This is a genomic window from Blastocatellia bacterium (assembly GCA_025055075.1).
Lineage (GTDB): Bacteria > Acidobacteriota > Blastocatellia > HR10 > HR10 > HR10.
The window spans coordinates 40,544-67,345 of the sequence record JANWYV010000016.1; the positions used below are offsets into that span (position 1 = coordinate 40,544).

The 26,802-nt window shown below is 61.1% G+C and carries 18 protein-coding genes; 9 read left to right on the forward strand and 9 right to left on the reverse strand.

Annotated elements, in window-relative coordinates:
• Nucleotides 1–12 precede the first annotated feature (12 nt).
• Entirely contained in the window at nucleotides 13–3,150 is a 3,138-nt protein-coding gene (locus NZ746_04705; protein MCS6816665.1) for an efflux RND transporter permease subunit, read from the forward strand.
• A gap of 217 nt (nucleotides 3,151–3,367) precedes the next feature.
• On the forward strand, nucleotides 3,368–4,210 hold the full coding sequence (locus NZ746_04710; protein ID MCS6816666.1) for a hypothetical protein: 843 nt from the start codon (nucleotides 3,368–3,370) through the stop codon (nucleotides 4,208–4,210).
• Nucleotides 4,211–4,238: 28 nt separating this feature from the next.
• Here the strand turns inward: NZ746_04710 and NZ746_04715 are convergent, their stop codons facing one another.
• On the reverse strand, nucleotides 4,239–5,255 hold the full coding sequence (locus NZ746_04715) for a flippase-like domain-containing protein (GenBank protein ID MCS6816667.1): 1,017 nt from the start codon (nucleotides 5,253–5,255) through the stop codon (nucleotides 4,239–4,241).
• Nucleotides 5,256–5,448: 193 nt separating this feature from the next.
• On the opposite strand from NZ746_04715, the gene NZ746_04720 reads away from it, so the two are divergent.
• A complete protein-coding gene (locus NZ746_04720; GenBank protein MCS6816668.1) occupies nucleotides 5,449–6,021 on the forward strand; it encodes an isoprenylcysteine carboxylmethyltransferase family protein in 573 nt (190 codons plus the stop codon).
• A 2-nt stretch (nucleotides 6,022–6,023) separates the two neighbouring features.
• On the opposite strand, the gene bamA is transcribed toward NZ746_04720, so the two are convergent.
• The 5 genes from bamA to NZ746_04745 form a co-directional block, all read right to left on the reverse strand.
• On the reverse strand, nucleotides 6,024–9,029 hold the full coding sequence (bamA, locus tag NZ746_04725; protein MCS6816669.1) for an outer membrane protein assembly factor BamA: 3,006 nt from the start codon (nucleotides 9,027–9,029) through the stop codon (nucleotides 6,024–6,026).
• A gap of 125 nt (nucleotides 9,030–9,154) precedes the next feature.
• The gene (locus NZ746_04730; protein MCS6816670.1) at nucleotides 9,155–11,533 is read right to left on the reverse strand and encodes an ATP-dependent Clp protease ATP-binding subunit; all 2,379 of its coding nucleotides are present in this window, start codon (nucleotides 11,531–11,533) and stop codon (nucleotides 9,155–9,157) included.
• 17 nt (nucleotides 11,534–11,550) lie between these two features.
• The gene (locus NZ746_04735) at nucleotides 11,551–12,282 is read right to left on the reverse strand and encodes an ABC transporter ATP-binding protein (protein ID MCS6816671.1); all 732 of its coding nucleotides are present in this window, start codon (nucleotides 12,280–12,282) and stop codon (nucleotides 11,551–11,553) included.
• The gene (locus NZ746_04740) at nucleotides 12,275–13,540 is read right to left on the reverse strand and encodes an ABC transporter permease (protein ID MCS6816672.1); all 1,266 of its coding nucleotides are present in this window, start codon (nucleotides 13,538–13,540) and stop codon (nucleotides 12,275–12,277) included. The genes NZ746_04735 and NZ746_04740 overlap by 8 nt, the downstream gene beginning before the upstream one ends.
• A 24-nt stretch (nucleotides 13,541–13,564) precedes the next feature.
• Nucleotides 13,565–14,854: a glucose-1-phosphate adenylyltransferase gene (locus tag NZ746_04745; GenBank protein ID MCS6816673.1), complete on the reverse strand. Its 1,290-nt coding sequence runs from the start codon at nucleotides 14,852–14,854 to the stop codon at nucleotides 13,565–13,567.
• A gap of 191 nt (nucleotides 14,855–15,045) precedes the next feature.
• On the opposite strand from NZ746_04745, the gene NZ746_04750 reads away from it, so the two are divergent.
• The 4 genes from NZ746_04750 to lipA all read left to right on the forward strand — a co-directional run bounded on the left by NZ746_04750 (nucleotide 15,046) and on the right by lipA (nucleotide 18,828).
• Nucleotides 15,046–15,462, forward strand: a complete 417-nt coding sequence (locus NZ746_04750; protein ID MCS6816674.1) for a ferritin-like domain-containing protein — start codon at nucleotides 15,046–15,048, stop codon at nucleotides 15,460–15,462.
• A gap of 37 nt (nucleotides 15,463–15,499) precedes the next feature.
• Nucleotides 15,500–16,864: an FAD-dependent oxidoreductase gene (locus NZ746_04755; GenBank protein ID MCS6816675.1), complete on the forward strand. Its 1,365-nt coding sequence runs from the start codon at nucleotides 15,500–15,502 to the stop codon at nucleotides 16,862–16,864.
• Between the two features lie 2 nt (nucleotides 16,865–16,866).
• The gene (locus NZ746_04760; GenBank protein ID MCS6816676.1) at nucleotides 16,867–17,748 is read left to right on the forward strand and encodes an SDR family NAD(P)-dependent oxidoreductase; all 882 of its coding nucleotides are present in this window, start codon (nucleotides 16,867–16,869) and stop codon (nucleotides 17,746–17,748) included.
• A gap of 93 nt (nucleotides 17,749–17,841) precedes the next feature.
• The gene (gene lipA, locus NZ746_04765; GenBank protein ID MCS6816677.1) at nucleotides 17,842–18,828 is read left to right on the forward strand and encodes a lipoyl synthase; all 987 of its coding nucleotides are present in this window, start codon (nucleotides 17,842–17,844) and stop codon (nucleotides 18,826–18,828) included.
• An 87-nt stretch (nucleotides 18,829–18,915) separates the two neighbouring features.
• Here lipA and NZ746_04770 read toward each other — a convergent pair whose 3' ends face one another.
• Nucleotides 18,916–20,307 (reverse strand): VCBS repeat-containing protein, encoded by a 1,392-nt coding sequence (locus tag NZ746_04770; GenBank protein MCS6816678.1) that lies wholly within the window; start codon nucleotides 20,305–20,307, stop codon nucleotides 18,916–18,918.
• An 88-nt stretch (nucleotides 20,308–20,395) separates the two neighbouring features.
• The gene (locus NZ746_04775; protein MCS6816679.1) at nucleotides 20,396–20,569 is read right to left on the reverse strand and encodes a hypothetical protein; all 174 of its coding nucleotides are present in this window, start codon (nucleotides 20,567–20,569) and stop codon (nucleotides 20,396–20,398) included.
• Nucleotides 20,570–21,207: 638 nt separating this feature from the next.
• On the opposite strand from NZ746_04775, the gene NZ746_04780 reads away from it, so the two are divergent.
• On the forward strand, nucleotides 21,208–23,499 hold the full coding sequence (locus tag NZ746_04780; GenBank protein MCS6816680.1) for a TonB-dependent receptor: 2,292 nt from the start codon (nucleotides 21,208–21,210) through the stop codon (nucleotides 23,497–23,499).
• 238 nt (nucleotides 23,500–23,737) lie between these two features.
• Here the strand turns inward: NZ746_04780 and NZ746_04785 are convergent, their stop codons facing one another.
• Nucleotides 23,738–24,247: an HNH endonuclease gene (locus NZ746_04785; protein MCS6816681.1), complete on the reverse strand. Its 510-nt coding sequence runs from the start codon at nucleotides 24,245–24,247 to the stop codon at nucleotides 23,738–23,740.
• A gap of 185 nt (nucleotides 24,248–24,432) precedes the next feature.
• On the opposite strand from NZ746_04785, the gene NZ746_04790 reads away from it, so the two are divergent.
• Complete coding sequence (locus tag NZ746_04790) at nucleotides 24,433–26,148, forward strand: lysophospholipase (GenBank protein ID MCS6816682.1); 1,716 nt, start codon at nucleotides 24,433–24,435, stop codon at nucleotides 26,146–26,148.
• Nucleotides 26,149–26,802: the final 654 nt, after the last annotated feature.

Consider the following 26,802-nt stretch of genomic DNA (forward strand, 5'->3'; position numbering starts at 1 on the left):
GGAGCATTCACTATGAAGCTCTCAGACACGGCCATTCAGCGCCCCGTCCTCACGACGATGTTCATCGCCGCCTTCCTCATCTTCGGCATCGTGGGGTATCAACGCATCGCCGTTGACCTCTATCCCGAAGTGGAGTTCCCCGTCGTCACCGTCACGACGGTCCTGCGAGGAGCGAGCCCAGAAGTCGTCGAGACCGAGGTCACCGACGTCATCGAAGAGGAGATCAGCACGATCGAAGGTGTGGACGAAATTCGCTCCCAGAGCTTCGAGGGCCTCTCCTCGGTCATTGTGACGTTCGCCCTCGAAAAAGACATTGATGTCGCCGCTCAAGAGGTCCGGGAGAAAGTCGCTGTCGCAACCGCTCGGCTGCCCAGGGACATCGAGCCTCCGGTTGTGCAAAAGCTCGATATCTCGGCTAGCCCCATCATGTGGATCGCGGTGAGCGGCGATCGGCCCTATCGTGAGCTGGCCTATTATGCTGACAAAGTGCTCAAAGAGCGGCTGCAGATGGTGCGCGGCGTCGGTTCGATCCTGCTCGGCGGATTCCGAGATCGAGAGATCCACGTCTGGCTCGATCAAGATCGGCTCGAAGCCTACGGCCTCTCCCCTCTGGACGTCACGCGCGCGATCCAAACCAAGCACGTCGAACTCCCAGCCGGGCGCATCGAGAATCCCGAGCAAGAGCTGATCATCAAAGTGATGGGCGAATATACCTCGGTCGAGGAGCTGAATGATCTCATCGTGGCCTACCGGCAGGGCGTTCCCGTGCGGTTGCGCGATCTCGGACGCGTGGAAGATGGAGAAGAGGATACGCGCACCATCGCGCGTTTCAATCGGAAGCCGGCGATCGGCCTGGGCGTCCGCAAGCAATCGGGGACGAATACGGTCGAGGTCGCCGATCGCGTGAAGACGGCCTTAGCGGAGATTCGGAAAGAGCTGCCGCCGGGGATTGACGCGCAGATCGCTTTCGATGCCTCGGAGTTCATCAAGAAGTCCATGGGCGATGTGCAGTTCGATATCCTCTTTGGCGCCTTGCTCACGTCGGCCGTCATCCTCCTCTTCCTGCGCAACGCCCGCACGACGCTTATTAGCGTCATCGCGATCCCGACGTCGCTCATCGGGACGTTCGCCTTCATGAACGCCCTCGGCTTTACGATCAACAATATGACGATGCTGGCGCTCTCGCTCGCCGTCGGGATCGTCATTGATGATGCTATCGTCGTTTTGGAGAACATCTTCCGCCACATGGAAAAACTGCGGCAGCCGCGTCTGGTGGCCGCTCGCGAGGGAACGCGAGAGATCGCCTTCGCCGTGATCGCTGCGACCTTCAGCATCGTGGCCGTCTTCCTGCCGGTCGCGTTCTTGAAAGGAATCATCGGGCGCTTCTTCATCCAAATGGGCCTGACGGTCGTCATCGCTATCCTCATCTCGCTCGTGATCTCGCTGACGCTCACACCGATGCTCTGCTCGCGTTTCATGCAGCTGGAGGAGCGGCACGGTCGGATCTACGCGGCCCTGGAACGCGGCTTTGGCGCCATCGAACGGGCGTATCGCTCCGCGCTCGCGTTCGCGCTGCATCGTCGCGCTCTCATCGTCACGAGCGCATTGCTGCTTTTCGTCCTCTCGCTCGGCCTCTCTCGCTTCATCGGGCGCGAGTTCTTCACGCAAGCGGATGAGAGCCGCTTCATCGTCCGCTTCGAGACGCCGCTTGGTTGGTCCATCGAACGCATAGATGCCGTCACCCGTCGAGCTGAGGAGATCCTCTTCTCCCATCCTGAGGTGCGAGGCGCCTTCGTGGGAACCGGCTTCTTCGGCAGTGTCAATCAAGGCATCATGTTCGTGAGTCTCTTCCCGAAGAGCGAGCGCACGGTCTCGCAACAGCAACTCATGGACACTCTGCGGAAGCAGTTGAGCGCCATACCCGATCTCACCGTGGCCGTCGACCCCGTTTCTCCTTTCGGATTCGGAGGCGGCCAACGCAATACGGACATTCAGTACATCCTTGAAGGGCCATCGCTGGAGGACCTGGCGGCGCGCTCGCAGCTTCTTGTGCAGCGCCTCAAGCAAACCCCTGGGTTCGTGGACGTGGATACGGACCTGGAGCTGACCAAACCGGAAGTGAAGGTGTACATCAATCGGGAGAAGGCCGAAGATCTGGGTTTGGACATCGTCACGATCACGCAAGCGATCAACATCCTCATGGGGGGCGTCGATGTGGCGAAATTCAAAGAGGGAGGCGAGCGATACGACATCAACGTTCGCGCACTTCCCAGCGACCGCGCGCTGCCGAGCGACCTAGATCGCATCACCGTCGTCTCGCGCGATGGGCGCCGGGTGAAGCTCTCCAATGTCATTGAGGTCGTCGAGAGTGCCGGTCCCAATGTGATCAATCGGTATAACCGACAGCGCGCCGTGACGCTCTATGCGAACCTGCGGGGAAAGCCGCAAGGTGAGGCGCTCGCCGAAGTCGAACGGCTCATCGCCGAAACGCTTCCGAACGCACCGGGATATCGTGCTGAGCTGGCTGGTCGCAGCCGCGAATTCCAACGCTCCTTCCAATACTTGGGCACGGCGCTCGCGCTCTCGATCCTCATCATCTACATGGTCCTGGCCTCGCAATTCGAGAGCTTCATCCATCCGTTCACGATCATGCTCTCGCTGCCGCTGGCCACGGTGGGTGTCTTCGGTCTGCTGCTCGCGACAGGGAAGACGCTCAACATCTTCAGCTATTTGGGCATCATCATGCTCGTCGGCATCGTGACGAAGAATGCCATTCTGCTCGTGGACTTCACCAACCAGCTACGCGCGCAAGGAGTGGATCGTACGAGGGCCATCCTGCAAGCCGGGCCGATTCGCTTGCGTCCCATCTTGATGACGGCGATCACGACGATCGCCGGCATGGTGCCCGTCTCCCTCGCGTTCAGCGAAGGAGGCGAGACGCGCGCGCCCTTGGCCGTGGCCGTCATCGGGGGCATGTTGACCTCGACGTTCCTGACGCTGTTGGTCATCCCCGTCGTTTACACGCTGTTCGACGATCTGGGCCAGTGGCTGAGCCGCCACCTCCTGCGCCGCGAAGAACGGGCTCCAGAGGCCGTCTTGGAACCCGCCCCTCTACTCCATCAGCAAACGGCGAGCGAGAGCGGGGATTGATAAGCGCCCTGGCTGGCGCGAGCGAGTGGATCCCGATGCTTCGCGCAGTGGGAATTTCCCCATGACTCGGGGAAATCCCCCAAAGAGAGTGGCCACGCGATCCAGGCCACGGTCCCGAACCTCCTAACCCTCACTCCCCCGAAGCGTTGGATCTCCCCTTGATCGCTCTCCCTGGCATGCCACTTGCCTATTCTCACGATAGGCAGGGAGAAGCACGATGAAGAACGCGTTGTCTCCCGCGACGCGGAGACGTTCGCGGGCGATCTTCGCGACGCGCCCGAAGGGGTGTCGGTCTTTGCGTCCTTTTGTCCCGAAGGTGCTTCTCGGACTCATCCTGCTTGTGCCCTTTCCCGTCAAGCCCACGTGCGCCGAGCGCACATGGCCCGTGCTGCCGGGCATCTTCAACAGCTCGCAGGAGCGCTATCGCCTCAGTCGCGAGAAGCTCGAGCGAATCTGCGCGAGCCTGGAACGGGTGACCGGATGGCGGGGAGTACATTTCGAGCATGATGCTTGGCTGTGCCTGCAGGAAGCTCACCTCACCACGATCGGATCTCCGACAGCACGAGCCCTCGTCCTCAAAGCGATCCGGGAGACGATCATCGTCCTCGAAGACCGCAGCCGGTCGTTAGATGTCGCTTTCGCAGCGATCCGACACGAGGCCACCTATCACAAAGCCTCGGGAGAGCACCTTCCCCTCTTCTCCCTGTGGGTGGATTTCGAGGATTTCCAACATCTCCGAGGCCATCCCGAAGCTCTCGCCGCTTTTGACCTCGGCCTCGTGCTCTTGCATGAACTGACGCATGCAGCCTTTGATCGGCGCGATCCGCCCAGCTCGCGTGGTGCTTCCGATCCGGGCGAGTGCGAGGCGCTCGTCAACCAAGTGAGAGCGGAACTCGGTCTTCCCCTCCGCGCGCATTATCACTTCGAGCATGTGATCCCTTCGCTGCTCTCCGATCTCTCCTTCGGACGCCTCCGATTCGAGCGAGTGATATATCGCGAGGGGAAGCCCCGACGCGAGATCTATATCATCCAGTGGCCGAAGTCCTTCGTCTCCAACTGAGTGTCTCCCTCCCTTTGCGGGAGACCGCTCACGATCGAGAATGCGACCCGGCGAGCGAACGCCGCCCATAGGCGATGTACACCATCGCGCCGGGGAGGCTGGCGAGGACGACCACCGCAAACCACAGTAGCGCTAGCAACAAGCTCGCTTCGCGCGTCACTCCCAATGAGGAGAAGAAGAGGACGAAGGCATACTCGCGCACGCCGAGGCCATACATCGTGATCGGGAGCATGCTGAGCAGCGAGATGATCGGAATGAAAACGCAAAAAGCGAGAAAATCAAGCGCGAGGCCAAGCGCTCGCGCGTTCGCATAATTGAGGCCGATGAGCATCAGGTGGAAGACGAGCGACACCCCGACGGCCTTCCCGAGCGTGAGCGGAGCGGACCGATAGGCACGGAGCGCGACATGCGCCCGGTCCACCAGCACGACGAGTGGCATCCACCGGACGGCGGAGAAGAAACGATTCAGAAAACGGTACGAGACGTCGGCGAAGAGCACGAGGTTGAGGATGACATAAAGAAGCAGCCCCCCGAGAAGCAGGATGACTAAAGGGCGATCGGCGAATTCCACGCGACCGACGGCGGCGGCCACAAGCGCCACAAGCAGCAGCGCGCCGAGCCCCGTATTTCGATCCATGAACACGGAGGCGAGCGCGCGCACTGAATCTCGTGTCTCGCGCGCCAGATAGTAGGCTTTCACGGCATCCCCTCCGATGACCGTCGGCAAGAAGAAATTGAAGAACATGCCGAGGAAATAGAGTGCAACGAGCTGTCCGTAGGAGGCGGAGATGCCTATGGGCGTCGTGAGGATTTTCCATCGGAAGGCACTCAAAAGTTGGCCGCCAATGTACAGAATCAGCGCGATGGTGAAAAACTCCAGGCGGACTCCAGCGAGCGTACTGAGCATCTGCCCGAGATCTATGCGTTGCAAGAGGATCCACAGGAGGAGCGCGCTGACCGCTCCCTTCGCCCCAAGGGGTAACCATCTCCGCCTCTGATGTTCCCGCGAAGCCCAGAAGGCGCGCGGCTCGACCCGACGATCCACGATGACTCGCCTCCACTGCTGACCGAATCATTGTGCACGATCCCTCGTCGCTTGAAAAGCCAAGTTCTCTTTCGCTTGTGCCTCCCATCGACTCGTCATTGAGTGCCTTCCTCAGATACACTTTGTGAAGGAACCCCTCGCGCCGAACCAGCGGTCGAGGGATTTCCCAAGCGATTCGAGGTGCCGTGCGAACATGACTCCGATTTTCCAATTCTGGTTTTGGACCAGCTTGGTGGCGTGCGGTGTGATGGAACTTCTCGTCTCCCGCCTCCCCCTCGGGCCGAGGAGTCAACGGGACCGCCATTCGCTCCTTTGGCTGGGGATCGTCCAAGCTGTGGGCATCCCATTTGTGGCGCTCACGACGGCGAGTGCCCCCGAGATCTTCTGCCGCTTGCTCTTCGACGGCGTGGGCAACGTCCTTGGTGGGATCATAGCTGCAACGGGGATTTTCATCCGCTGGCGGGCGAAGCGAACCCTCGGACGCTTCTTCACAGCGCGCGTGGCGATCCTGCCCGAGCATCGACTTGTCGAACACGGCCCCTATCGCTACGTGCGGCACCCGGGTTATTTGGGGATTCTGCTCTTCTTCCTGGGCTGGCCGCTCGTGGTTGGACATGTGCTGGCCATTCCACTTGTTTGGCTTCCGACACTGGCAGTCTACCTCTACCGAATCAAGGTGGAGGAAGACGCGCTTCGCGAAGCCTTCGGCGCGCTCTATCGCGACTATGAGCGGCGGACAGCGCGATTGCTCCCCTTCCTCTGGTGACGTCAGAACGTGCGCCCAATGCTGAAGCGGAAGACGGACTTCTCCTCGAAGAAGATTTGATTCGGCCCGGGCGTCGTTTTCGCATTCGGGTTATACGCCCAGATGAAGCGGAAGGGGATATTGACGACAGGCATCTGGAACCGAAACTCAATGCCGAGCGAGGCGCGATAGTCCCGAAGCCCGCGCAATCCGCGAGCGCCCTCCGAGAGCAGGATCTCGCTCCTCGTGTTCCCAAGCCCACGAATCTTCACTTGTGTGAACCCATCGGGCACCTCGTTCGGCAATTTCCCCTGAGCACGCTGCGCGATCCGCACCTCCTCTGGAGTCGCCAAGAATCCGTTCGGGTTGAGCAGGATTTGCTCGAACGAGGCCAGCTCCGTGAGCAATTGATGGCCCAAGGGGATCGTCCGACGGCTGGCGACAAATAAGGGGCTGATGAATTGCGGAAGCGGCGTGCTGACGATCTGCTGATTGGCGTATCTCTTCAGGTTGAAAGCCGATCCGATGTCGAAGAAGGCAGCGACCGAGAACGGTCCAGCGAGCGGAATACGATACTCGAAGTTGTAAAGGAGTTGCGTGTCCCCACCCACAGGGACGAGCGTGCGCGTCAGGAGTTCGTCGGTGAAGACGAATTTCTCCAGGACGCTCTGTCGAATGAAGGGGCGCTGCGCCGGAGCCGGCGCCGTGTCCGGAACGACCGGAAGCGTCCGCGTCGTCTTGAACGGATCGGGATCGTCGGCGAAGATCGCTTCGACGTTTCGCGAGGTGAAGCGCTGCGACACAGGGACGACGGGAGAGACCGAGCGGATGCCGAATCCGCGGATCGAGTCCTCTCCGCCGAGGAAGAATCGGCTGAAGATGGGGATCCCGCCGACGAAGGCCAAGGAATTGGAATCAAACGGCGCGCCATAGTTCGTGATATGGGAAGCTAGCGCGCGCATGCCGATGACCGTGTCTTTTCCGAGGAACTTGATCCCCGTCGGACGGAAGTACTTGAACTCGACGGTCGGCTGAATGAGGCGGACGTTGCCCCCCAAGAACCCGCCGCTGATGCCGAGCGAGATATAGAGGCTCTTGCCGGACGTCGGATCAATGGGATGGTTGAGGGTGTTATAAGTGAACGATGGCACGAGCATGCTCGTGCGGATATTCGGCTGACGGAATGTGACCGGGATGTCGTTGTTCGGATCAGCATCGCGATTGACGGGCGGATCCTCGATCGAATTCGCGCTGTAAGAATACGAGAGACCGACGCGCGAGAATTGCCCGAAGCGCCACCATCGCTTGGTGAGCGTGATCAGTGGCGTGCTCATGAAGATGCTGAACCCCGCCGTCTTATCCTTGAAGAGGGATTCCCCGCGCAACCCGAAGAGCCCGGGGCTCAGGAATCCTCCACTCAAGATCCCCAGACCGCCGCCGAAGAAGTCATAGCTGCGGGCGAAGATGCTGAACCCGAGAGAGACGTTTCGATCCAGGACGTACGGCTCGGTGAAGGAGAAGAGGAAATAGCGCATGAGATTCCCCTGCGCGAGGCTGAACGTAAGGGACTCGCCATATCCAAAGAGGTTGTTCGTCGAGTAATCAATCCCGATGTAGCTTCCGCCGATGCCGCTCGCCCCTCCCGTGAATTGGATCTGATTCCGGCCTTTCTCCTTCACGTTCAGCTCGATGTCGAGCAAGCCCTCGCGGTCATTGGTGCGGAAGGTGGCATGTTCCTCCTTGATCTCCTCGAAATAACCGAGCTGATTGAGCCGCAACAGGCTCTGCTTCCAGAGATACTGATTGAAGACCTCGCCTTCGGAGACGAGCATCTCGCGGCGCAGGACCTTATCGCGCGTGTTCGTGTTGCCGGTGAACTCCAACCGATTGAGGATGAACTGACGGCCCTCCTCGATCTCGATGGTGAAATCGGCGATCCCCTTCTTCGGATCATCGGGATCGTCGCGCAACTCGTGGCGAGGATGCGCCACCATCTGGATATAGCCATTCGCCCCGTAGAGATCCTTGAGGGTCTCGAAGACGCCCTTTTGGATGACCGTCGAGCGCACGATGTCTCCGGTCTTCAAGCCGATGATGCGGAGGATTTGCTCGTCGGTATAGAGCGTGTTCCCCTCGACCTCGATCTTCCCGAACCGATATTGCTTGCCCTCGCTGATCGGGATCGTGATCTTCAACCCTCGTTTCGGCTTGCGGAAGAGCGGCAGGGGGATGCCGCTGCCTTGGGTGATCATCTCGACCTTCGGCTCGCCGATCTGTGCATCAATGTAGCCGTTGTCGGCCAGCACGAAGAAGCGGGTCCGTTCGAGGCTGCGCTTGAGGGCCTCGGGATGATAGATGTCGCGCGAGGTGAAGCGGGTGAGGAAGCTCGCCTGACGGACCTCCTTCATCGCCTTGCGGAGTTTCTTGTCAGAGAAGACCGTGTTCCCCTCGAACTCGATCTTGACGACGCGCACGCGCGGCCCCTCGTTGATCTTGAAGGTCACGGCGACGGCGGCTGTCGAAAGCTCTTCGACCTCGATGTCCACGGTCGCTTCGGGCTTCCCTTTCTCGGCGAGCAGATCCTTGAGGACGCGCCGGGCGACCTGTCCCCGAGCCGGGTCCCACATCGCCTCCTTACTCACGCCCACGCGCCGCTCCCGAAAGCGTTGCAGCACATCGCTCTCTTGCACCGACTTCAAGCCGACGAACTTCAGGTCGCGGATGATCGGATTCTCCTCGACCTCGAACGTGACGATCTTTCCCCCCTCGGGACCATCCTGCACGTAGACGCGAATGTTGCGGAAGAGGTTCTGCGCCCAGAGCGCTTGAAGATCGCGCTCGATCTGGGCGGGATTATAAGGATCGCCCCGACGGGTCTGGATGTAGTAACGGATCGAATCGGCCGTCAGGCGGCGATTCCCGCGAATCAGGACGTCCTCGACCGTCACCTGCGAACGGGCGAGTCCAGAGGTGCCCACGCTCGCGATAAGTGACCAAGCGCCGAGAACGGCAATGAGGGATCGCCTCATAACGCTCCTCCTGCTCTCACGGCTTACGCCATGCGCGGATCCCGAGAATCAAAGAAGCCGGACTTGCGCTCCCCTCTCGTGCGATCCGCGGCATCCGGCCTCACGAGAACGCCTCGCCGAACCCTTCATCGCACGAGCACCGCATCGTCCGGCTTTTCGACAGATGCCGGCCGATAGGCCAGCGAATCCCCTTCGAGATAGACTTCCACGACCGAGCCCGGACCGAAGTGTCTCCGGATGATGGCTTCCGAGAGCGGATCCTCCACGTATTTCTGCAAGGCGCGTCGCAGGGGTCGCGCGCCGAAGGTGCGATCCGAACACGTCTTCTGAACGATCCACTGCTTCGCCTCATCGGTCAGGCGGATCTCGATGCCCACATGCGCCATCGTGCGATTCAATTGCGAGACGAGCAGGTCCACGATCTTCAGCAAGTCCTCATCCGTGAGCGGATCGAAGATGATGATTTCGTCGAGCCGATTGAGGAATTCGGGATTGAACGTCTGCCGGACAGCATGCATGACTTCCTCTTCGATCTTCGCCTGCGCCTGATCGGGCGTAGCTTGGAAGCCCACATGACCGCGCTTCTGGATGAAGCGGGCGCCGATATTCGACGTCATGATGATGATGGCGTTTTTGAAATCCACCGTATTGCCGAGGCTATCGGTGAGATGCCCGTCCTCCAACACCTGCAGGAGGATATTGAAGATGTCCGGATGCGCCTTCTCGATCTCATCGAGCAGGATCACGCAATAGGGATTCCGCTTGACGCGCTCGGTGAGCTGTCCGCCCTCCTCATGGCCGACATATCCAGGCGGCGATCCGATGAGTTTGGAGACCGAGTGCTTCTCCATGAACTCCGACATGTCGAAGCGGATCAAAGCGCGTTCGCTGCCAAAGAGGAACTCGGCCAGAGTGCGCGCGACTTCGGTCTTGCCGACGCCCGTGGGGCCGAGGAAGAGGAAACTGCCAACCGGACGATTCGGATTCTTCAATCCCGCGCGCGAGCGCCGGATGGCGCGGGCCACGGCCGAGATGGCCTTGTCTTGGCTGACGACGCGCTTGTGCAGCTCCTCCTCGATCCGAAGCAGCTTCTGTTGCTCCTCCTCCTTGATCGAGGTCACTGGGATGCCCGTCCACCGCGAGATGACATCCTCGACGTCCTCGCGCACAACGTCAACAACGGGCTCATCCTCCAGGAGGTCGGGCTCCCATTCGTCCGTGTAGAATCGCGAACGGGAGCGGAAGAGGAAGTGACCGATGTCCGAGGAAGAGCCGCGCGATCGCCGATTCATGAGCGCCGCGGCCTGTCGCAGCTTCACGCGGGCTCCGGCCTCATCCAAAACGTCAATCGCCTTATCGGGGAGGAAACGATCGGTGATGTACCGATTCGAGTAGTAGACGGCCGCCCAAATGGCTTCCTCCGTGTAGCGGACGCGGTGATAGGCCTCATAGCGATCCTTGATGCCCATGAGGATGCGGATTGTCTCTTCCTCGGTGGGCGGCGCGACCTTCACGGCTTGGAAGCGGCGCTCCAGCGAGCGATCCTTTTCGATCGTTCGTCGGAATTCGGCCGGCGTCGTCGCACCGATGCATTGAATCTCCCCACGCGAGAGCGCCGGTTTGAGAATATTCGCCGCATCGAGGGAACCTTCAGCACTGCCAGCTCCCACGAGCGTATGCAATTCATCAATGAAGACGATGTACTGCGGGTTCTCGATCAACTCGCGCATGATGGCCTTCAGGCGCTCCTCGAACTGCCCCCGATATTTCGTCCCGGCGACGATGAGGCTGAGATCGAGGGCGACGATCCGCTTATTCCGAAGGAATGGGGGCACGTCTCCGGCCACGATCCGTTGTGCGAGCCCCTCGACGATAGCCGTTTTACCGACCCCCGGCTCGCCGATCAAGCAAGGATTGTTCTTCGTCCGGCGACAGAGGATTTGGATGACGCGCTCCAGCTCGGCTTCGCGTCCGATCAAGGGGTCAAGCTTATCGGCCAGGGCCATCTCCGTCAGGTCGCGACTGAATTCGGCCAGATGGGGCGTCTCCTTCTTAGTCTGTTGCAGGCGCTCGACGCTGCTGCGCATCAGCTCTTCGCGCACATGCTGCAAGCGCAGCCCGCGCTCGTAGAGCAACTCGGCCGCTAAACTGCTCTCCTCTCGCAGAATGCCCAGCAACAGATGTTCCGTCCCCACATACCGATGGCCCAAGCGCTCCGATTCCTCATCGGCATATTTCAAGACGCGCCGAGCCTCCTGACTGAGGGGCAAATCCACTGACGAAGTCGAAACCTTCTCCCGCACGACGGATCGGCTCTCGATCTCCTTCCGAATCGCCTCCACGGCCGAGGATGACCGCAAGAACCGCGCTGCCAACGTCTTATCCTCTCGGAGCAGTCCCAACAAGATATGCTCGGCTTCGATGGCCGAGGCCCCCATCTGGCTGGCTTCGTAGCGGGCGAAGAAGATGGCGCGTCGCGCTTTTTCCGTATATCGTTCAAACATCGCCCCCTCGCTTTCGCTCAAAATTCCTCTCGCAACGTCCCGTCATGTAAGTGTAGCACGCGATCACAGCGACGGGCTATAGATTCGTTGTGAGTGGCGATGATCGCCGTCAACTGTCGGGCCCGATGCAGGTCTTGAAGCAGCGCGAACACAAGGGCTCCAGTTCGAACATCGAGGTTTCCCGTGGGTTCGTCCGCCAGCAGCAGACGCGGCTCATGGACGAGCGCCCGCGCCAAGGCGACCCGCTGTTGCTCCCCTCCGGAGAGTTGCGCGGGCCTATGCGCGAGCCGATGCCCCAATCCCACCTGCTCCAGCATCGCCGCCGCCCTCCGCGCGGCCTCCGTCCGCGTCATGCCGCCGATCAACAGCGGCAGCATCACGTTCTCAAGCGCCGTGAATTCCGGCAGCAGCCCGTGAAACTGAAAGACGAAACCGATCATCTGCTGCCGGAACCGAGCTAAATCTACCTCACTCCCAGAAAAGATGTCAAACCCCTGGAAAATCACTCGACCCGAGGTCGGGCGATCGAGCCCACCCAGCAGATGCAGCAACGTGGATTTCCCCGAGCCCGATGCGCCGACGATGGCCACCATCTCGCCTTCGACAACGCTCAAGTCCACCCCTCGCAGTACCGGCACGGGCTCCGGTCCATCGGTGTAGGTCTTGCAGAGCCCTTCGGCACGGAGCAGAACGTGCGGACGCGCCGCGCGCCGATCGCGTTCGATCGCTTGCGGGCGCACGTCACTCATACCGCAGCCCCTCGACGGGATTCAAGCGCGCGGCTTGCCGGGCCGGATAGATCGTCGCCAGGAAGCTGATCAACAGAGCGATCCCCGCGACGATCGCCGCGTCCCCCACGCGCGGACGAAATGGCGCATAGGCGATCGAGAAGACCGTCTCCGGCAATCGAATCCATTGATACCGATCGGCGAGCCACGATAACAAAACGCCCGCGCCGAGCCCCAGCGCCGTGCCGATCACTCCGACGAGGACGCCTTGCCAGATGAAGATGCGCATGATCGAGATTGAGCGCGCGCCCATCGCCCGCAAGATCGAAATATCCCGCGTCTTCTCAATGACCATCATCACGAGCGATGTGATGATGTTCAACGCCGCGATGAAGATCATCAGCGTGAGGACGACGACGACGACGATCCGCTGAATCTGCAAGGCCGCGAACACCGGTTGATTCAGCTCCTGCCAATCCGTCGTTGTGTACTCCGGCCCGGCGATCTCGCGGACGCGTCGCGCGATCTCCTTCACAGCATAGATATCCGTGACCTTCATCTGCAACACGGTGGCGGGTTGCTCCGTGCCCAGCAACCGTCGCAACGCGTCCAAAGAGACGTAGCCCCAGGAGGAATCGTATTCGTAGAGCCCTGACGAGAAAAGGCCCACGACGCGCAGCCGTCCCAGACGGGGGATCACGCCCAGGGGGGTCAACCTTCCATCCGGTGGGATGATCGTGAGCACATCTCCCACCTTCACGCCCAATTCTTCGGCGATGACACGCCCCAGCAGTATGCCGGGCACTCCATCGGCTTCTTCAGCTAATCGCTCGACCGCTCCCTGAACGACGATGCCCCACACCTCGTTCGCTTCTCGTGGAGCCCCGAGGTCAACGCCTTTCAGAATGAGTCCCACGCCGTGTCCCGCGTGCGACGCGAAGACCTGTTCGTAATGCGTCGGCGCCACCGCGCGAATTCCCGGCACGCGGGCGATCTTCTCCTGCAGCTCAGCGGGAATCGCTCGGCCATCTTTCCGCAAGAGATTCAGGTGCGCTGTGCCCGCCAGCAGCTTCCCCTGAATGTCTTCATTGAATCCGTTCACGAGCGAGAGCGCGATCAGCAGCACGGCCACCCCCGCGGCGATCCCCAAGATCGCGATCAAGCTGATGACGGCGATGACCGCTTGCTTTCGCTTCGCCGTCAGATAGCGCAGGGCGATGAGCAGCTCGAACGGACGCACGCTCACGGCCTCCCGCACCGCTTCAATGACCGATCGCATGCTCATTCCTCCACTGGCGCGCCCTCAGATGACCGTCCCGTCCGGGATGATGGCATGGCGAGGGATGACGACGATCCCGTCCCGGATGTACCAATTCTCGCCATCGGCGTGCTGCCGTCCTTCCACGTTCACGATCCGGACATTGGCCCCGATGCGCGCGTTCTTGTCAATGATCGCGCCCACGATCTCCGCGTTCTCGCCGATCCCCACAATGGGAATGCCCCGCGCGCGATCGGCCTCCATCTCCTCGAGCGTCTGGTAGAAATCCGCCCCCATGACGATCGTGCGCACGAGCCGTGCGCCTCGCTCGATGCGCGATCGGACGCCGATGACGCAGTGGATCAATTCCGCCCCGTTGAGGATGGAGCCGTCGGCGATGAGGCAATCGTGAATGCGACATTCTCGAATCTTAGCCGGTGGCAGATAGCGCGGATGCGTGTAAATCGGCGCATCCGGATCATAGAGGTTGAATTTCGGAAGTGGAAGGGTCAGGCCGATGTTCGCCTCATAGAACGCGCGGATCGTGCCGATGTCCTCCCAGTAGCCATCGAAGAGATATGCCTGAACGTGATAGCGCTGGATCGCCGCGGGAATGATCTCGCGTCCGAAATCCACGTACTGCGGATACTCATCGAGCAAGGTCCTGAGCACCGACTTGCGAAACACGTAAATCCCCATCGAGGCCAGATACGGACGGCGCACGGCCTCTTCAGGTGCGAGGCCAATCCGCGCCGTATCGGTGCGCATCTCTTGGAGAGCTGTGCCTTTTGGCTTCTCGCGGAACTCGATGACTCGTCCCCGATCGTCAATCTTCATGAGCCCGAACTCCGATGCGCGCTCTTCTTCGACGGCGACGACCGAGAGCGTGACATCCGCTCGCGTTCGCTCATGATGAGCGATGAAATCCCGGTAATCCATCCGATAGAGGTGGTCGCCGGCCAAGATCAAATATGTCTCCGCGCGCCATTGCTCGAAATGGCGCCAGCCACGACGCACAGCGTCGGCCGTCCCTTGAAACCAATTCCGGTTCTCCAGCGTCTGCTCGGCCGCCAAAATATCCACGAAGCCCTCGGTGAACGGCCCGAATTGATACGTTCGCGAGATATGCCGATTGAGCGAGGCGGAATTGAACTGCGTGAGGACGTAAATACGCGTGATCCCCGAATTGATGCAATTGCTCACGGAGATGTCCACCAAGCGATACTTCCCAGCTAGGGGGACCGCCGGTTTGGCCCGATCTTTGGTGAGCGGAAAGAGCCGCGTCCCCTGTCCTCCACCGAGGATGATCGCTAAGACATCGTCTCGACGCGCCATGGGTCCTCCCCCCGCTTCTCGCAGCGCACGCAAGCGCTCGACGTTCGTGCCATCGGGCATTTAGTGTAGTACAGCCCCCCGAGAAATCCAAGCACGCGCTCATCCGCCCCGGCTGTTGACCGACTTGACCGAATATCCGCTGATGAGCTACCCTTACGCGGCTCATCGCTCATGAGAAAGGAGACCGCAGAATGGACCGAGAGAAGATCCTGAACGCTCTCAACAAAGCGCTCGCTCAGGAATACGCCTGTTTCATCCGCTACAAGACGCATGCGGCCGTCATCACCGGCCCTTACGCTAAGCCCATCAGTGAGCAACTGGATGAGATCGCCGAGGATGAGGAGAGCCACGCTCGCGATTTGCGCGATCGCATCACGGGATTAGGAGGCACGCCGACGATGGCGGTCACCACCGAGGACCTCATCCCGGCCACGACGCTCGAGGAGATCCTACGCGTTAATATCGAGGAGGAGAAGAAGGCCATCGCCCTCTATCAGGAGATCCTCAACATAATTCCGCGCGAGCAACATCTGCTCTACGAGACGATCCAGGACATCCTCGAAGACGAATTCGAACACTTGGAGGAGCTGCAGCGGCTTCAGTCCTGATCGTCCGTCGGCGAGGCCTCGGGAGAAGGAGACGGACATGCCGGAACCTGCTCGGCGCCTTGTGGTTATCGGCGGAGTCGCTGGTGGCATGTCGGCAGCCGCGCGCGCCAAGCGCGTCAATCCCGATCTGGAGGTGATCGTCCTCGAGCGCGATCCCCACGTCTCTTATGGCGCCTGTGGAATCCCGTACTTTCTCGCTGGTCTCGTGCCCGATCCCGAGAAACTCATCGTCTATACGCCCGAGTACTTCCGCCGCGAACGGGGCATTGACGTGCGCACGAATACCGAAGCCGTGGAGCTTCGGCCGGACGAACGTACTGTCCTCGCGCGCGATCGCGGGAGCGGCGCGGTGGAGAAGATCCCCTACGATCGGCTCATCATCGCCACCGGCGCCATCCCTGTTCGTCCCTCCCTGCCTGGCATCGAGCTCGATCACATCTTCGTGCTGCGCAGCCTGAACGATGGCTTGCGAATTCATCGCGCGCTCGTCGAAGCGCATCCGCAACGTGCCGTCATCTTGGGAGCCGGATACATCGGCCTCGAGATGGCCGAAGCGCTCCGGATGCGCGGACTGCAGGTGACGGTCATCGAGGCGCTCGATCACGTCCTCGGCCAAACCGAGCCGGAGATCAGCCGGATCGTCGAGCAGGAGCTGGCCGCTCACGGTGTGCGCCTGCTGCTGACGACGCGCGCGGTTGGTTTCGAGGGCGATGCGCGCGGGCGAGTTCGCGAGGTCATCACCGATGCGGGCGAACGACTCGCCGCGGATCTCGCCCTGATCGGCATCGGCATTCGCCCGAACGTGCATCTGGCCGAAGCGGCCGGGATTGCGCTCGGCCCCACCGGGGCCATCGCCGTAGACGAGCGACAGGAAACGAATATCACGGGCATCTTCGCCGCCGGCGATTGCTGCGAGGCGAGGCATCTGGTCACCGAACGCCCGACATGGATTCCGCTCGGCCCGGCGGCTAATAAGCAAGGGAGAGTCGCGGGAGATAATGCGGCCGGACGGCACGCGACGTTTGCAGGCGTCGTTGGAACAGCTGTCGTCAAGGTCTTCGATCTCGAAGTCGCGCGCACCGGGCTCTCGCTTCAGGAAGCGCTCGCAGCTGGGTTCAAAGCGAAGAAGGTCTCGACCACGGCTTCTTCGCGCGCCGGATACTATCCAGGCGCGCATCCCATTACCCTCGTCCTCATCTTCGACGAAGCGACGCATCGGCTGCTCGGTGCCCAGATGGTCGGGCGCGAAGGCGTGGCCAAACGCATTGATGTATTCGCGACCGCCCTGCACGCCCGGATGACGTTGGAAGAGATGAGCCAGCTCGATCTGAGTTATGCGCCACCTTTCGCACCGGTGTGGGATCCGATCCTGATTGCCGTCAATGCGGCGCTGAAGGTGTGATCATGGGCGCGGCGGGGAGCGACCTGCAGAATCGCATCGTCATCATCACGGGGGCTTCCTCGGGAATCGGCGAAGCGACAGCGCGGCGCTTGGCGCGCGAAGGCGCTGTGGTCGTCCTCGCGGCGCGACGACGAGAGCGCTTGGAACGCCTCGCCGAAGAGATCGCGGCCTCCGGAGGACACGCGCTCGCCATTCCCACGGATATCACCGTAGAGGCCGACCGGCGTCGCCTTGTCGAGCGCACGATGGAGACGTATGGACGCGTAGACGCGCTCGTCAACAATGCGGGTTATGGTCAGCGCGGGCCCATCGAGTGCGTCCCCATCGAAGCCATCCGGCAGAATTTCGAGACGAATCTCTTCGCGCTCATCGCGCTCACACAGCTTGTGATCCCCATCCTGAGAACCCAAGGACGCGGGCGCATCGTGAACGTCAGCTCGGTCGCTGGGCGCATCGCCCGCCCCTTCTCGGCCGTATACGATGCCACGAAACACGCTCTGGAAGCGATCTCCGATGGACTCCGCGGGGAGCTTGCTCCCTTCGGCATTCACGTCATCGTGATCGAGCCGGGATTCATTCAGACCGAATTCTTGCACGTCGCCAATGAGGTCTCGCGCTCAGCGTTGGAGCGTTCGCACCCATACGCTCCATTTTTGGCCGACCTCGATCGCCGATATGAGCGCTGGCGGCGATGGGCAGGACGTCCGGAAGACGTCGCCGCCGTCATTATGCGAGCGCTCACGGAGGCGCGCCCGCGCCCTCGCTATGCCGTGCCCAAGCATGCGCGCCTATTGCTCGCGCTCAAACGCTGGATCCCGGATCACCTCTTCGATGCCCTCATGCGTCGGCAGATGGGACTGGTCCATCGCCCCCTCGAGAGTTGATCGGGAGCGCGCGCGCCCTCACCGAGACGCCCCTATTGCGATACAATATCTCGGGCGGTCAACAAGCGCTCGCCCATCGAACGGAGATGGCCGATGGCGAACGAAGTGACACATGTGGAACTCCGGGATGCGCGCGGCACGCGGACATTGAAGATCGCATCCCGCGGGATCATCCGACGGCATCTGGAACCGATCCGGACGCCAAAGCCCCCGTGGATTCGTGCCACGCTGCCGAGCGGGCCCGTCTACGGCGAACTGAAGCAACTGGTCGCGGAGCTGCGCCTGCACACGGTATGTCAAGAGGCTCTCTGCCCGAATATCGGTGAGTGCTGGGGTCATGGAACGATGACGATCATGTTACTCGGTAGCGTGTGCACGCGCGCGTGTCGCTTCTGTGCCGTAGCGACGGGGAATCCACGCGGATGGCTTGATCCTGAGGAACCGGAACACGTCGCGGAAGCCATCGCCCTTTTGGCTCAGCGTCATGGTCTGAAATACGTCGTGCTCACGAGCGTGGACCGCGATGATCTCCCCGATGGCGGCGCCGCCCATTTCGCCGAGACCGTGCGCCGCATCAAGGCGCGAGTGCCCGAGATCAAGGTCGAGACCCTGACGCCGGACTTTCGGGGCGATCTCCGCGCCGTCGAAATCGTGCTCGAAGCCGGCGTGGACGTCTTCTCCAACAATTTGGAGACTGTGCGTCGGCTCACCCCTCGCGTGCGCGACCCCCGCGCCGGATATGATCAAACGCTTCGCGTCCTCGCCCACGCCAAAGAGTTTCGTCCTGATGTGCTCACCAAAAGCAGCTTGATGCTCGGCCTCGGTGAGACCGACGAGGAACTTCGCCAAGCCATGCGCGATCTCCGTGCCGTCGGCGTGGATATTCTCACGCTCGGACAATACCTGCGCCCGACCAAGCATCATCTTCCGGTCGCTCGCTACGTGACGCCGGAAGAATTCGCCCTCTATCGGCAATGGGGATATGAAGAGGGCTTCCGCGAGGTCTTCAGCGGACCGCTCGTCCGCAGCTCCTATCGCGCCGAACGCGTCTTCATCGAAGCGCGGGGCGGACCAGCGTGAAAGCCGGCTCCGCGCCTGCGCGAAATCCATCACTCGACGATCTCGGGGACCTGCCTTCTCTTCACAGCTAGAGGATCGCCCAGGCTCTCACGTGGCCGGAAAGATATAGACCCTCCCCGGTCCTGTCGGCAGCCCAAATGCCCCTGGGTTCACCGATCCAATCGTCACGTCGCCTCGTCCATCGTGGTTCACGTCCGCAATGGTTAAGGCGAGAGCGAACTGCGTTCCTGGATCGGGAGGAGAGGCCTGAAAAGTGACATCGGCCGTCGCATCCAGAGCTGATCCCCCGGCGAAGAAATAGGCTCGTCCCGTAACGCTGCCCCTCCGAGCGATCTGAGCGCCCACGAGGATGTCAGCCCCCGTCCCTCCCCGCGCTTTCCCCAGGGCCAGCGCTGTGCCAAAGCCGTCATTCTGACCGGGTGCGGGAGCGCGAAGGGTGAGATCTGCTACAGCATCAAACGGTCGGCTCCCGAAGAAGAGATAGACTTCGCCTGGATCGCTCGTGGCCGTGAGCAAAGTCTGCGTGAGATTCGGATGCGGCGTTCCAACGAGAGCGTCCTCCAAGCCGTCTCCGTTGACGTCCCCAACAGCGAGCGCCTGACCGAAACCGCTGTTTCGCTTGGGAACGGGCTGTTGTAACGTTGCATCCACCGTCAGATCAAGGGGCGATCCCCCGAAGAAGATGTGCACGCGCCCGGCCTCTTGAGCTGAACCGGCGTCTTCATTCGGGGCTCCTACGAGCACGTCATCGAATCCATCTCCATTGACGTCCCCAACGACGACCGCGTTCCCAAAGGCTGCTCCGCGCTGAGGCCTGGGAGATTGAAGCGTGCGCGGAGCAGTTGGGAATGACGCTCCGCCTTCATAAAGGAAGACCTGGCCAGCCTGATCCTGGGTACCGATCCGCACATTTTCAGCGCCGACGAGAACGTCCTCTCGCCCATCACCGTTCACATCCCCGACGGCGAGCGCCCACCCGAAACGCGCTAAGGGATTCAAGCTCGGCAGCGGAAGCTCCCCATCCGCTCGCGCGTCCAAAGAAGGACCGCCGAAGAAGAAGTACACCTTCCCCGTACCCCGTTGTGCCCCTCCGTTGGCGAGAAGCGCCGAGACGAGGATGTCTTTCCAACCATCTCCATTCAGGTCTCCAAGGGCAATAGCCCAACCGAAACGAGCGTCTCGCTCCGGTGTCGGCGCACGAAGGATGAGATCGGGAGAGGTCTCCAGGGGCGCGCCGCCGAAGAAGACAAAGACCTGTCCCGCGTTCGCCTTGCCCTCAACGTCCACGAGCACAGCGCCCACGAGAAGATCGGCGACCCCATCCCCGTTCACATCTCCGCTGGCCAGTCCGAACCCGAAACTGCTCTCAGAAGGAGAAGGCTCCAAGATGACGGGAGCTTGAAATTGCGCGAGCCCGAAGCCAGGTCGGATGAAGAATCCCAAGGAGAGGACGAAACAGAACACCCCACGTATGCGCATAGAGATGCCCTCCGTGACAGAATCCCCCACACTTGGAAAGTCATTCCAAGCGGGAGTCACCCAGAGATCCCCTCTACCACTTCCACCGTCACAGGAAAGTCTGGAAATCGGGCGGTAGGAGTCCTGCGAACGGTCCGATGCAGAGGAGGACCAATGGCGGGAAGATGAAAAACAGCAATAGGCAAATGCTCGGGAGCATGGCATATCCGAACGTGAGCGCTATGGGAGCCAATAACATGAGCATGCTGACGAGCTTCTTCATAATCCCACCTCCATCGAAATATCCATCGGCCTTATCCTAACGGCTGCCCCGAGCGCGGTCAATGGGAACTTGGCGAACAAGGCGAAGCTTGACAAGAGGGGAAGCTCGCTAGTACTTTTCCCCTCTCTTTATGGCGAGGCGACCGATATTCGCGCAAAGGATGAGAGGCCGAGGTCCGTGGTTCGTCGTCTCGCTCTATCTCCTCTTGGTGTGGGATCTCACGGCGCATGCTGTCGCCCCTGCGCGTGACCACTGGCCCACGCTGTCTCACGAGACGGCCTTCTCCCTCCCCACACTCCCCTTGGATGCCGATTCATCCTCGGGAACAGCGCATTCTGGTCTTTGCGCGTGTCAACATGGGCACGTCCCGTTTGTCTCGCCGATCGCGAAGACTCTTCTCCCCCCACCGACCTTCGCCCTCATAGAGGGATTGGCTCTCGCCCACCGCATTCACCTCCTACTGACGGACCGCATCATTCGATCCCCTCCTCTCAACGCACCCCTCATCTGATGCGCGGCGTGAGGCGCGATCCTCACCCCGCTGGAGGGTCGCGCGACACATCTTCCACTTGCAACGAGAACGAACTCGATGACCGTCATGGAAAAGGTCGCATCGCACACAGAGAGGAGAGGGAACAATGGAATGGACGCATCTGTTCCGATCTGGGGCGCCCTGCTTCATGAAGCTGGGCTCCTGGCATCGTAGAGCGCTCATCTTCTTGGCCCTCGGACTCGTGCTCCTCGTTCACGGCCCCGTCAACGGAGCACAACCCTCGGGCACGCTGCGAGGACGAGTCCTTCTCCGACCGGCCAATACGCCGGCGCATGGGATGACGGTGACGCTCGTGCCGGGGAACCGTTCATCCGTGACCGATGAGGCCGGAAGGTACGAATTCTCCGAAATCCCCCCGGGCCGATACACGGTGATCGTCCATATGGAGCGTTTGCCCGATGTCATCCAAACCGTCGAGATCGGCCCCGGCGCGACAGTGACTCTGGATATTGAATTCACGCTCTCTCCCATTCGCGAACAGATCACCGTGACGGCGAGTGGACGCGAAGAGACCCTCGCGGAAGCTTTTCACGCTGTGACTTCACTCGACGCCACGGATCTCTTGGGAAAGGACTTGACGTCGCTCGGCCAAGCCCTGGAGCATCAACCGGGAGTCGCCAAGCGCAGCTTCGGTCCGGGCTCATCGCGTCCGGTGATTCGCGGCTTCGACGGAGACCGCGTCCTCATCCTTCAGGATGGCATTCGGACGGGCTCGCTCTCTTCGCAATCCGGGGAGCACGGTGAACCCCTTGACGTCCTCAGTGCAGATACCATCGAGGTGGTCAAAGGCCCGGCCACATTGCTCTACGGGAGCAATGCGCTCGGTGGCGTCATCAACGTCATCACGCGCCATCATCAGATGCATCAGCATCCGCATCGAGGTGCACGTGGCTACGTGACGGGCATCGGCAGTTCGACGAACGACCACGGAGGTGGAAGCCTCGGTCTCGAATACGGTTTCGGCGACTGGCTCATCTGGGGCAACGGCGGGGGACAACGAACGCGCGATTATCGCACCCCACTTGGCCGGATTCCGAACTCCGAGACGCGAGGGGGGCATGGCACCGGGGGATTTGGCCGCTATGGGGAGCGCACGTTCTTTAGCCTGAGCTACGGTCACGACGTGTTTCGCTATGGCGTGCCCTTCGCCGGGCAGCTTCACGCTGAACATGACGATCATGGCGAAGAGGACGAGCACCACGAACATGAAGCGGAACCGCGCGTGGACTTGAAGATGCGACGCCACAATCTGCGCGCCAGCGGCGGCGTGCGCGATCTGGGCGCCTTCGTGGATCGCATGCAGGTGTTCTTCGACTACACCGATTATCAGCACCGCGAGTTGGAGGACAGCGTGCCGAAGACGACCTTCGAGAATCGCCAGGTCGTCTCCCGAATCGTCTTCGACGAGCGCAAACGAGGCGGGCTCTCCGGGAGCTTCGGCTTCTGGTTCTTGCACCGCCGATACGAGACGCGCGGTGAGGAAACATTGGCCCCGCCGGTCACTCAACGGGCCCTCGCGCTCTTCGCTCTGCAACAGTGGGACCTGCGACGTCTCGTCCTGCAGTTCGGCGGACGGTTAGAACATAATGGCTACGATCCCGTCGGGCTGCCGAGCCGCTCTTTCACCGGCTTCTCCGGCGCAGCGGGCCTACGCCTCTCGCTCTGGGAAGGTGGGACGTTCGTCCTCAACTACACGCATTCGTTCCGAGCGCCCGCGCTCGAAGAGCTGTACAATCGAGGACCGCACATCGGAAACCTCGCCTTCGAGATCGGCGATCCGATGCTCCGACGCGAGCGCGGCGATGGTGTGGATCTCTCCGTGCGTCATCAGAGCGATCGTTGGCGCGCCGAAGCGAACGCTTACTATTATCGCCTCACCGATTTCGTCTTCCCGGCCCCAACGGGAGAGATTCGTGAGGGTCTTCGTGTAGTTGTCTTTCGGCAAGCGGACAGCCGATTCATCGGAACGGAGCTTGGACTCAACCTCGCACTCCATCAGCGAGTGTGGCTCAACCTCGGCTTGGACGCCGTAGACGCGGAGCTGCGCCCATCGCGAACGCCCTTGCCTCGCATTCCCCCGGTGCGAGGACGCGCGGGACTAGACATTCAGATCAAGGACTTCACACTTGCTCCGGAGGCCATCCTAGCGCGCGCTCAAAACGACATCTTTCCCACGGAGACGCGAACCCCCGGATATGCCGTCTTCAACGTGCGCGCCACGTATACGCTCGCGCAATCGCACATGCTTCATATCTTCTCCATCACGGGTTTCAACCTCGGCAATCGGCTATACCGCAACCACCTCTCGTTCATCAAAGACCTCGCGCCGGAAATAGGCCGGGGTGTTCGTTTCGCCTACACGCTGCGCCTGTTTTGAACCATGTGAAGGCCGGCGTCGGCGAACCGGATAATGCGCGATGAAATCCGGTTCGCACGACGCCGCCACTTGATGAGACCTGCTCCTTTTGGCGACGCCCTCGGGCTGGTCCCTGGGGGATGCGCTCACCCCGCCTCAAGATGGACACGTGATCTCCAACAGGTGTTGGGCACGCTCGAAAACGGGTGATGAAGCGATCTACCGACGAGGCTTCGACGACAGAGGACGCCGGCGCTCCTCACGCCAGGAGGTACTTCTTCCACGCCTCCTGCTGGCGCCCCAAATGAGCGAGGATCTGATGGCTCACGCGCCAGGAGAGCGCGCGCGGATGCTTGAGCAACGTCATCCCGGCTTCTTCAGGCGTACGATTCCCCTTCCGCACGTTGCAACGGCGGCAGCACGCGACGACGTTGTCCCAAGACGTGCGCCCCCCTTTCGAGCGCGGGATGACGTGATCCACCGTCAACTCGGAGGAAGGAAGTTTTCGCCCGCAGTACTGGCAGGTGTAGCCATCCCGCAGCAGGACGTTCTTGCGCGACAGTTCCTTCCGCTCAAACGGGATATGGACGTACTCGAGCAACCGAATCACCGAGGGGACGGGGATCACCACATGCGCTGAACGAACGACGCGCGATGTCACCTCTTCTGGCCGCGCCGTGCCCTTGAGAATGAGCACGATCGCTCGCCGAGCCGTCGTGACGTTGATCGGCTCGTAGGTCGAGTTGAGCACTAATACCGGCGCTTTCATACGATCCACCATCCGCATAATAGATGCGGAATTATACCAGAACTGTGGCTTGAGACAAGGCTCCATCCGCGCGTGGAAACTGCCGCGGATTCTGCGGCTGCATCCCGAGCATCAATTTCCGGACATACCTTCGGCCTTCAAGAGCCGTCAAAGGGAACGAACGTGCATAGCAGAGGAGGATAGCGATGAAGATCTCGCTCGCGCTCAGAGTGGTCGTGTTCGGTCTGGCGTTGATCGGGATGCTCATTCCGCCCCTTTCCAGGGGAGCCGAGCCTCGATCCGCCGGTGTCATAGACGTCATCAGCCGTCGGTATGTGATCCCTGGATACAACGAACCGAATACGCCCCCCAACGTCCCCGTCTCAGACGCGCTTCGAGCAGCGCTCACCGATCCCGCCGTTATTCGCGATGGTCGAGTGAATTTGAACCAAACGCTCTACGTGCGCTTCTTCGATGGGCAGCGCACGCGCCCTCCAGAGGCCATCGTGATCCTCATACCGGGACCGATCGGCGGAGCGAACGCGTTCCGATTTTTGGCGACTGAGGTGGTGCGCCGCTCCGGCGGAGCGATCGAAGTCTGGGCTATTGATCGGCGCGCGAACTTACTCGAAGACCTGTTCCCGCTCTGGCGCGCAGAACGGATTGGGACGATCGAAGCGGCCCTCGAAGCGCTCGCGCAGATCGCCGAACATCCCGACGGACGCGGCGGCTATATCGCCAATCGGTACGAGGAGGTCAGTCGCTTCATGAGCGAATGGGGCCTGGATGTACACGTCCGCGATGTGAAAGCTGTCGTCGAGGAAGCGCGGAAGGTTCCGGGCGCGCGCATCTTCCTGGGCGGCCATTCGCTCGGCGCGATCCTCGCCGAGGCCTTCGCCGCTTACGATTTCGAAGGCGTTCCAGGGTATAGCCTCCTTCACGGCCTGATTCTACTCGATGGCACGGGGATTCCCGGCATGAGCCCGCTCATCTCTGATGAACAATATCTCGCCGGCCTGCACGCGCTGCGCTCGCCGACGCGGCCAGAAGATGCACCGTTCGCGCTCCGTCCCTTCGGCCCCTATCACTTTCAGCTTTTGGAGATCGCCGCGCTCTTGGCCCTCGCAGACCCAGATGGCCCTTCCCCTTTGGATCGATATGCACCCGAATTGGTGGCCGTGCCGATGACAAATGCTGCCGCTTTGGGCGTGCTTCTGGACGACGAATTTCAACCGCAACCGCTAGCCCGCTTCTCAGTCGGCTTCCTCCGTATCCCTCCTGACCAACCGCTCACGTCCATCGCCACTCGAGGCCGCGATCCATCCTCCGTGAACCCCAACGGCCTCTACGCCCCGAAAGACTTGGGAGAGACGCGACAGCATTGGGCTGCTATCCCGGACCTTCGCGTCCTGGATCCCACATTTGTTCATGGACCCGAGCCGTCGAATCTCTTCCGAGTCGCACACCTCTTGCTGACGGGAAGCGGGCGCGGTTCTTCGGACGACGCCCTCGCGCGAGAGTCCTCTCCGGACGCTCCTGAGGCGAATTTCCTCGAATGGTACTTCCCTCAACGATTGCTGCTCGACCTGCTGCGATTCTCAGACTTGGACGCCACGCGCCTCCCTCCGACTATCGTCGCTGCGCTCACGGCGCGCGGCGGTCGCGTCCCAGCGCTCACGGAAAATCGGCGGATGAATCTGCCCGTGCTCGCTCTCCAAGCCCGACAGGGCCTCTTTCCACCTCTGGCTGGTTCCCTTCCCTTCACTCGCTATAAGAACAGCACGCGCACACCGCAGTTCACCTACAGCCTCCTGCCTAACTCGGCTCACGGCGATCTTCTGACTGGGACCGACCAAGACGCGCGAGGGCGAACTGTGGCCGATTTCATCGTGAGCTTCGCGATCGGAAATCGGCGTCCATGATTCGAACGTGAAGGGGAGGATCCCAAACGCTCCGAGACGATGGCCATTCAGGAAGGCCCCCGCCCTAGAGATCACAGATTTCGAATATCGCTCGCGAGCACGCGGAGGCAAATACGCCCGACGTGCACAGCGGTGCCACCACAGCGAGATTCATGAGGATCGCGCATGTACGGTACCGGAAACTCAACTTGACTCCGTGCGCTCGCTCAGTATAATGAAGAGCTGAATTGCCTGAAGGGCGCAAGGCGAAGGGAGGACGAAATTTCATGACAGAGAGATGCCCTCGCCAATTCCGTATTCGGTCCGTTCTCAAGGCCACCGAGTGGCTTCTCGGGCTTGAGGGGATCACTGGAACTTCGTTCCCCCCGTCAGACGTGACGTCATCGGGCATACTCTCGAATAGAACGCTGCTCTCTGAATGAGCGCTAGGAGCGGCAGCAGTAAGCATTTGATACCCTTCTCTGATTGAGAGCCGACGATGCTGACGGAGTCAGCTTTGAGCCCCGGAGGCAAAGGGAGGGAGCTGATGAACCCAAACCGCTTGAGGACCGCAAAGGCTATGTGGCGAGCCATTCTCTTGCTGACGATATGGGCCGGAATCCGCACGGCGTGGGCGCTCGACCCGCGTAAAGCCCTCACGCAATATGCTCAGGA

Coding starts and splice junctions, on each gene's coding strand:
- lipA (MCS6816677.1), top strand. CDS start 17,842: ATGGCGAACGAAGTGACACATGTGGAACTCCGGGATGCGCGCGGCACG.
- NZ746_04710 (MCS6816666.1), top strand. CDS start 3,368: ATGAAGAACGCGTTGTCTCCCGCGACGCGGAGACGTTCGCGGGCGATC.
- NZ746_04705 (MCS6816665.1), top strand. CDS start 13: ATGAAGCTCTCAGACACGGCCATTCAGCGCCCCGTCCTCACGACGATG.
- NZ746_04755 (MCS6816675.1), top strand. CDS start 15,500: ATGCCGGAACCTGCTCGGCGCCTTGTGGTTATCGGCGGAGTCGCTGGT.
- NZ746_04720 (MCS6816668.1), top strand. CDS start 5,449: ATGACTCCGATTTTCCAATTCTGGTTTTGGACCAGCTTGGTGGCGTGC.
- NZ746_04730 (MCS6816670.1), bottom strand. CDS start 11,533: ATGTTTGAACGATATACGGAAAAAGCGCGACGCGCCATCTTCTTCGCC.
- NZ746_04785 (MCS6816681.1), bottom strand. CDS start 24,247: ATGAAAGCGCCGGTATTAGTGCTCAACTCGACCTACGAGCCGATCAAC.
- NZ746_04780 (MCS6816680.1), top strand. CDS start 21,208: ATGGAATGGACGCATCTGTTCCGATCTGGGGCGCCCTGCTTCATGAAG.
- NZ746_04770 (MCS6816678.1), bottom strand. CDS start 20,307: ATGCGCATACGTGGGGTGTTCTGTTTCGTCCTCTCCTTGGGATTCTTC.
- NZ746_04740 (MCS6816672.1), bottom strand. CDS start 13,540: ATGCGATCGGTCATTGAAGCGGTGCGGGAGGCCGTGAGCGTGCGTCCG.
- NZ746_04750 (MCS6816674.1), top strand. CDS start 15,046: ATGGACCGAGAGAAGATCCTGAACGCTCTCAACAAAGCGCTCGCTCAG.
- NZ746_04760 (MCS6816676.1), top strand. CDS start 16,867: ATGGGCGCGGCGGGGAGCGACCTGCAGAATCGCATCGTCATCATCACG.
- NZ746_04775 (MCS6816679.1), bottom strand. CDS start 20,569: ATGAAGAAGCTCGTCAGCATGCTCATGTTATTGGCTCCCATAGCGCTC.
- bamA (MCS6816669.1), bottom strand. CDS start 9,029: ATGAGGCGATCCCTCATTGCCGTTCTCGGCGCTTGGTCACTTATCGCG.
- NZ746_04745 (MCS6816673.1), bottom strand. CDS start 14,854: ATGGCGCGTCGAGACGATGTCTTAGCGATCATCCTCGGTGGAGGACAG.
- NZ746_04790 (MCS6816682.1), top strand. CDS start 24,433: ATGAAGATCTCGCTCGCGCTCAGAGTGGTCGTGTTCGGTCTGGCGTTG.
- NZ746_04735 (MCS6816671.1), bottom strand. CDS start 12,282: ATGAGTGACGTGCGCCCGCAAGCGATCGAACGCGATCGGCGCGCGGCG.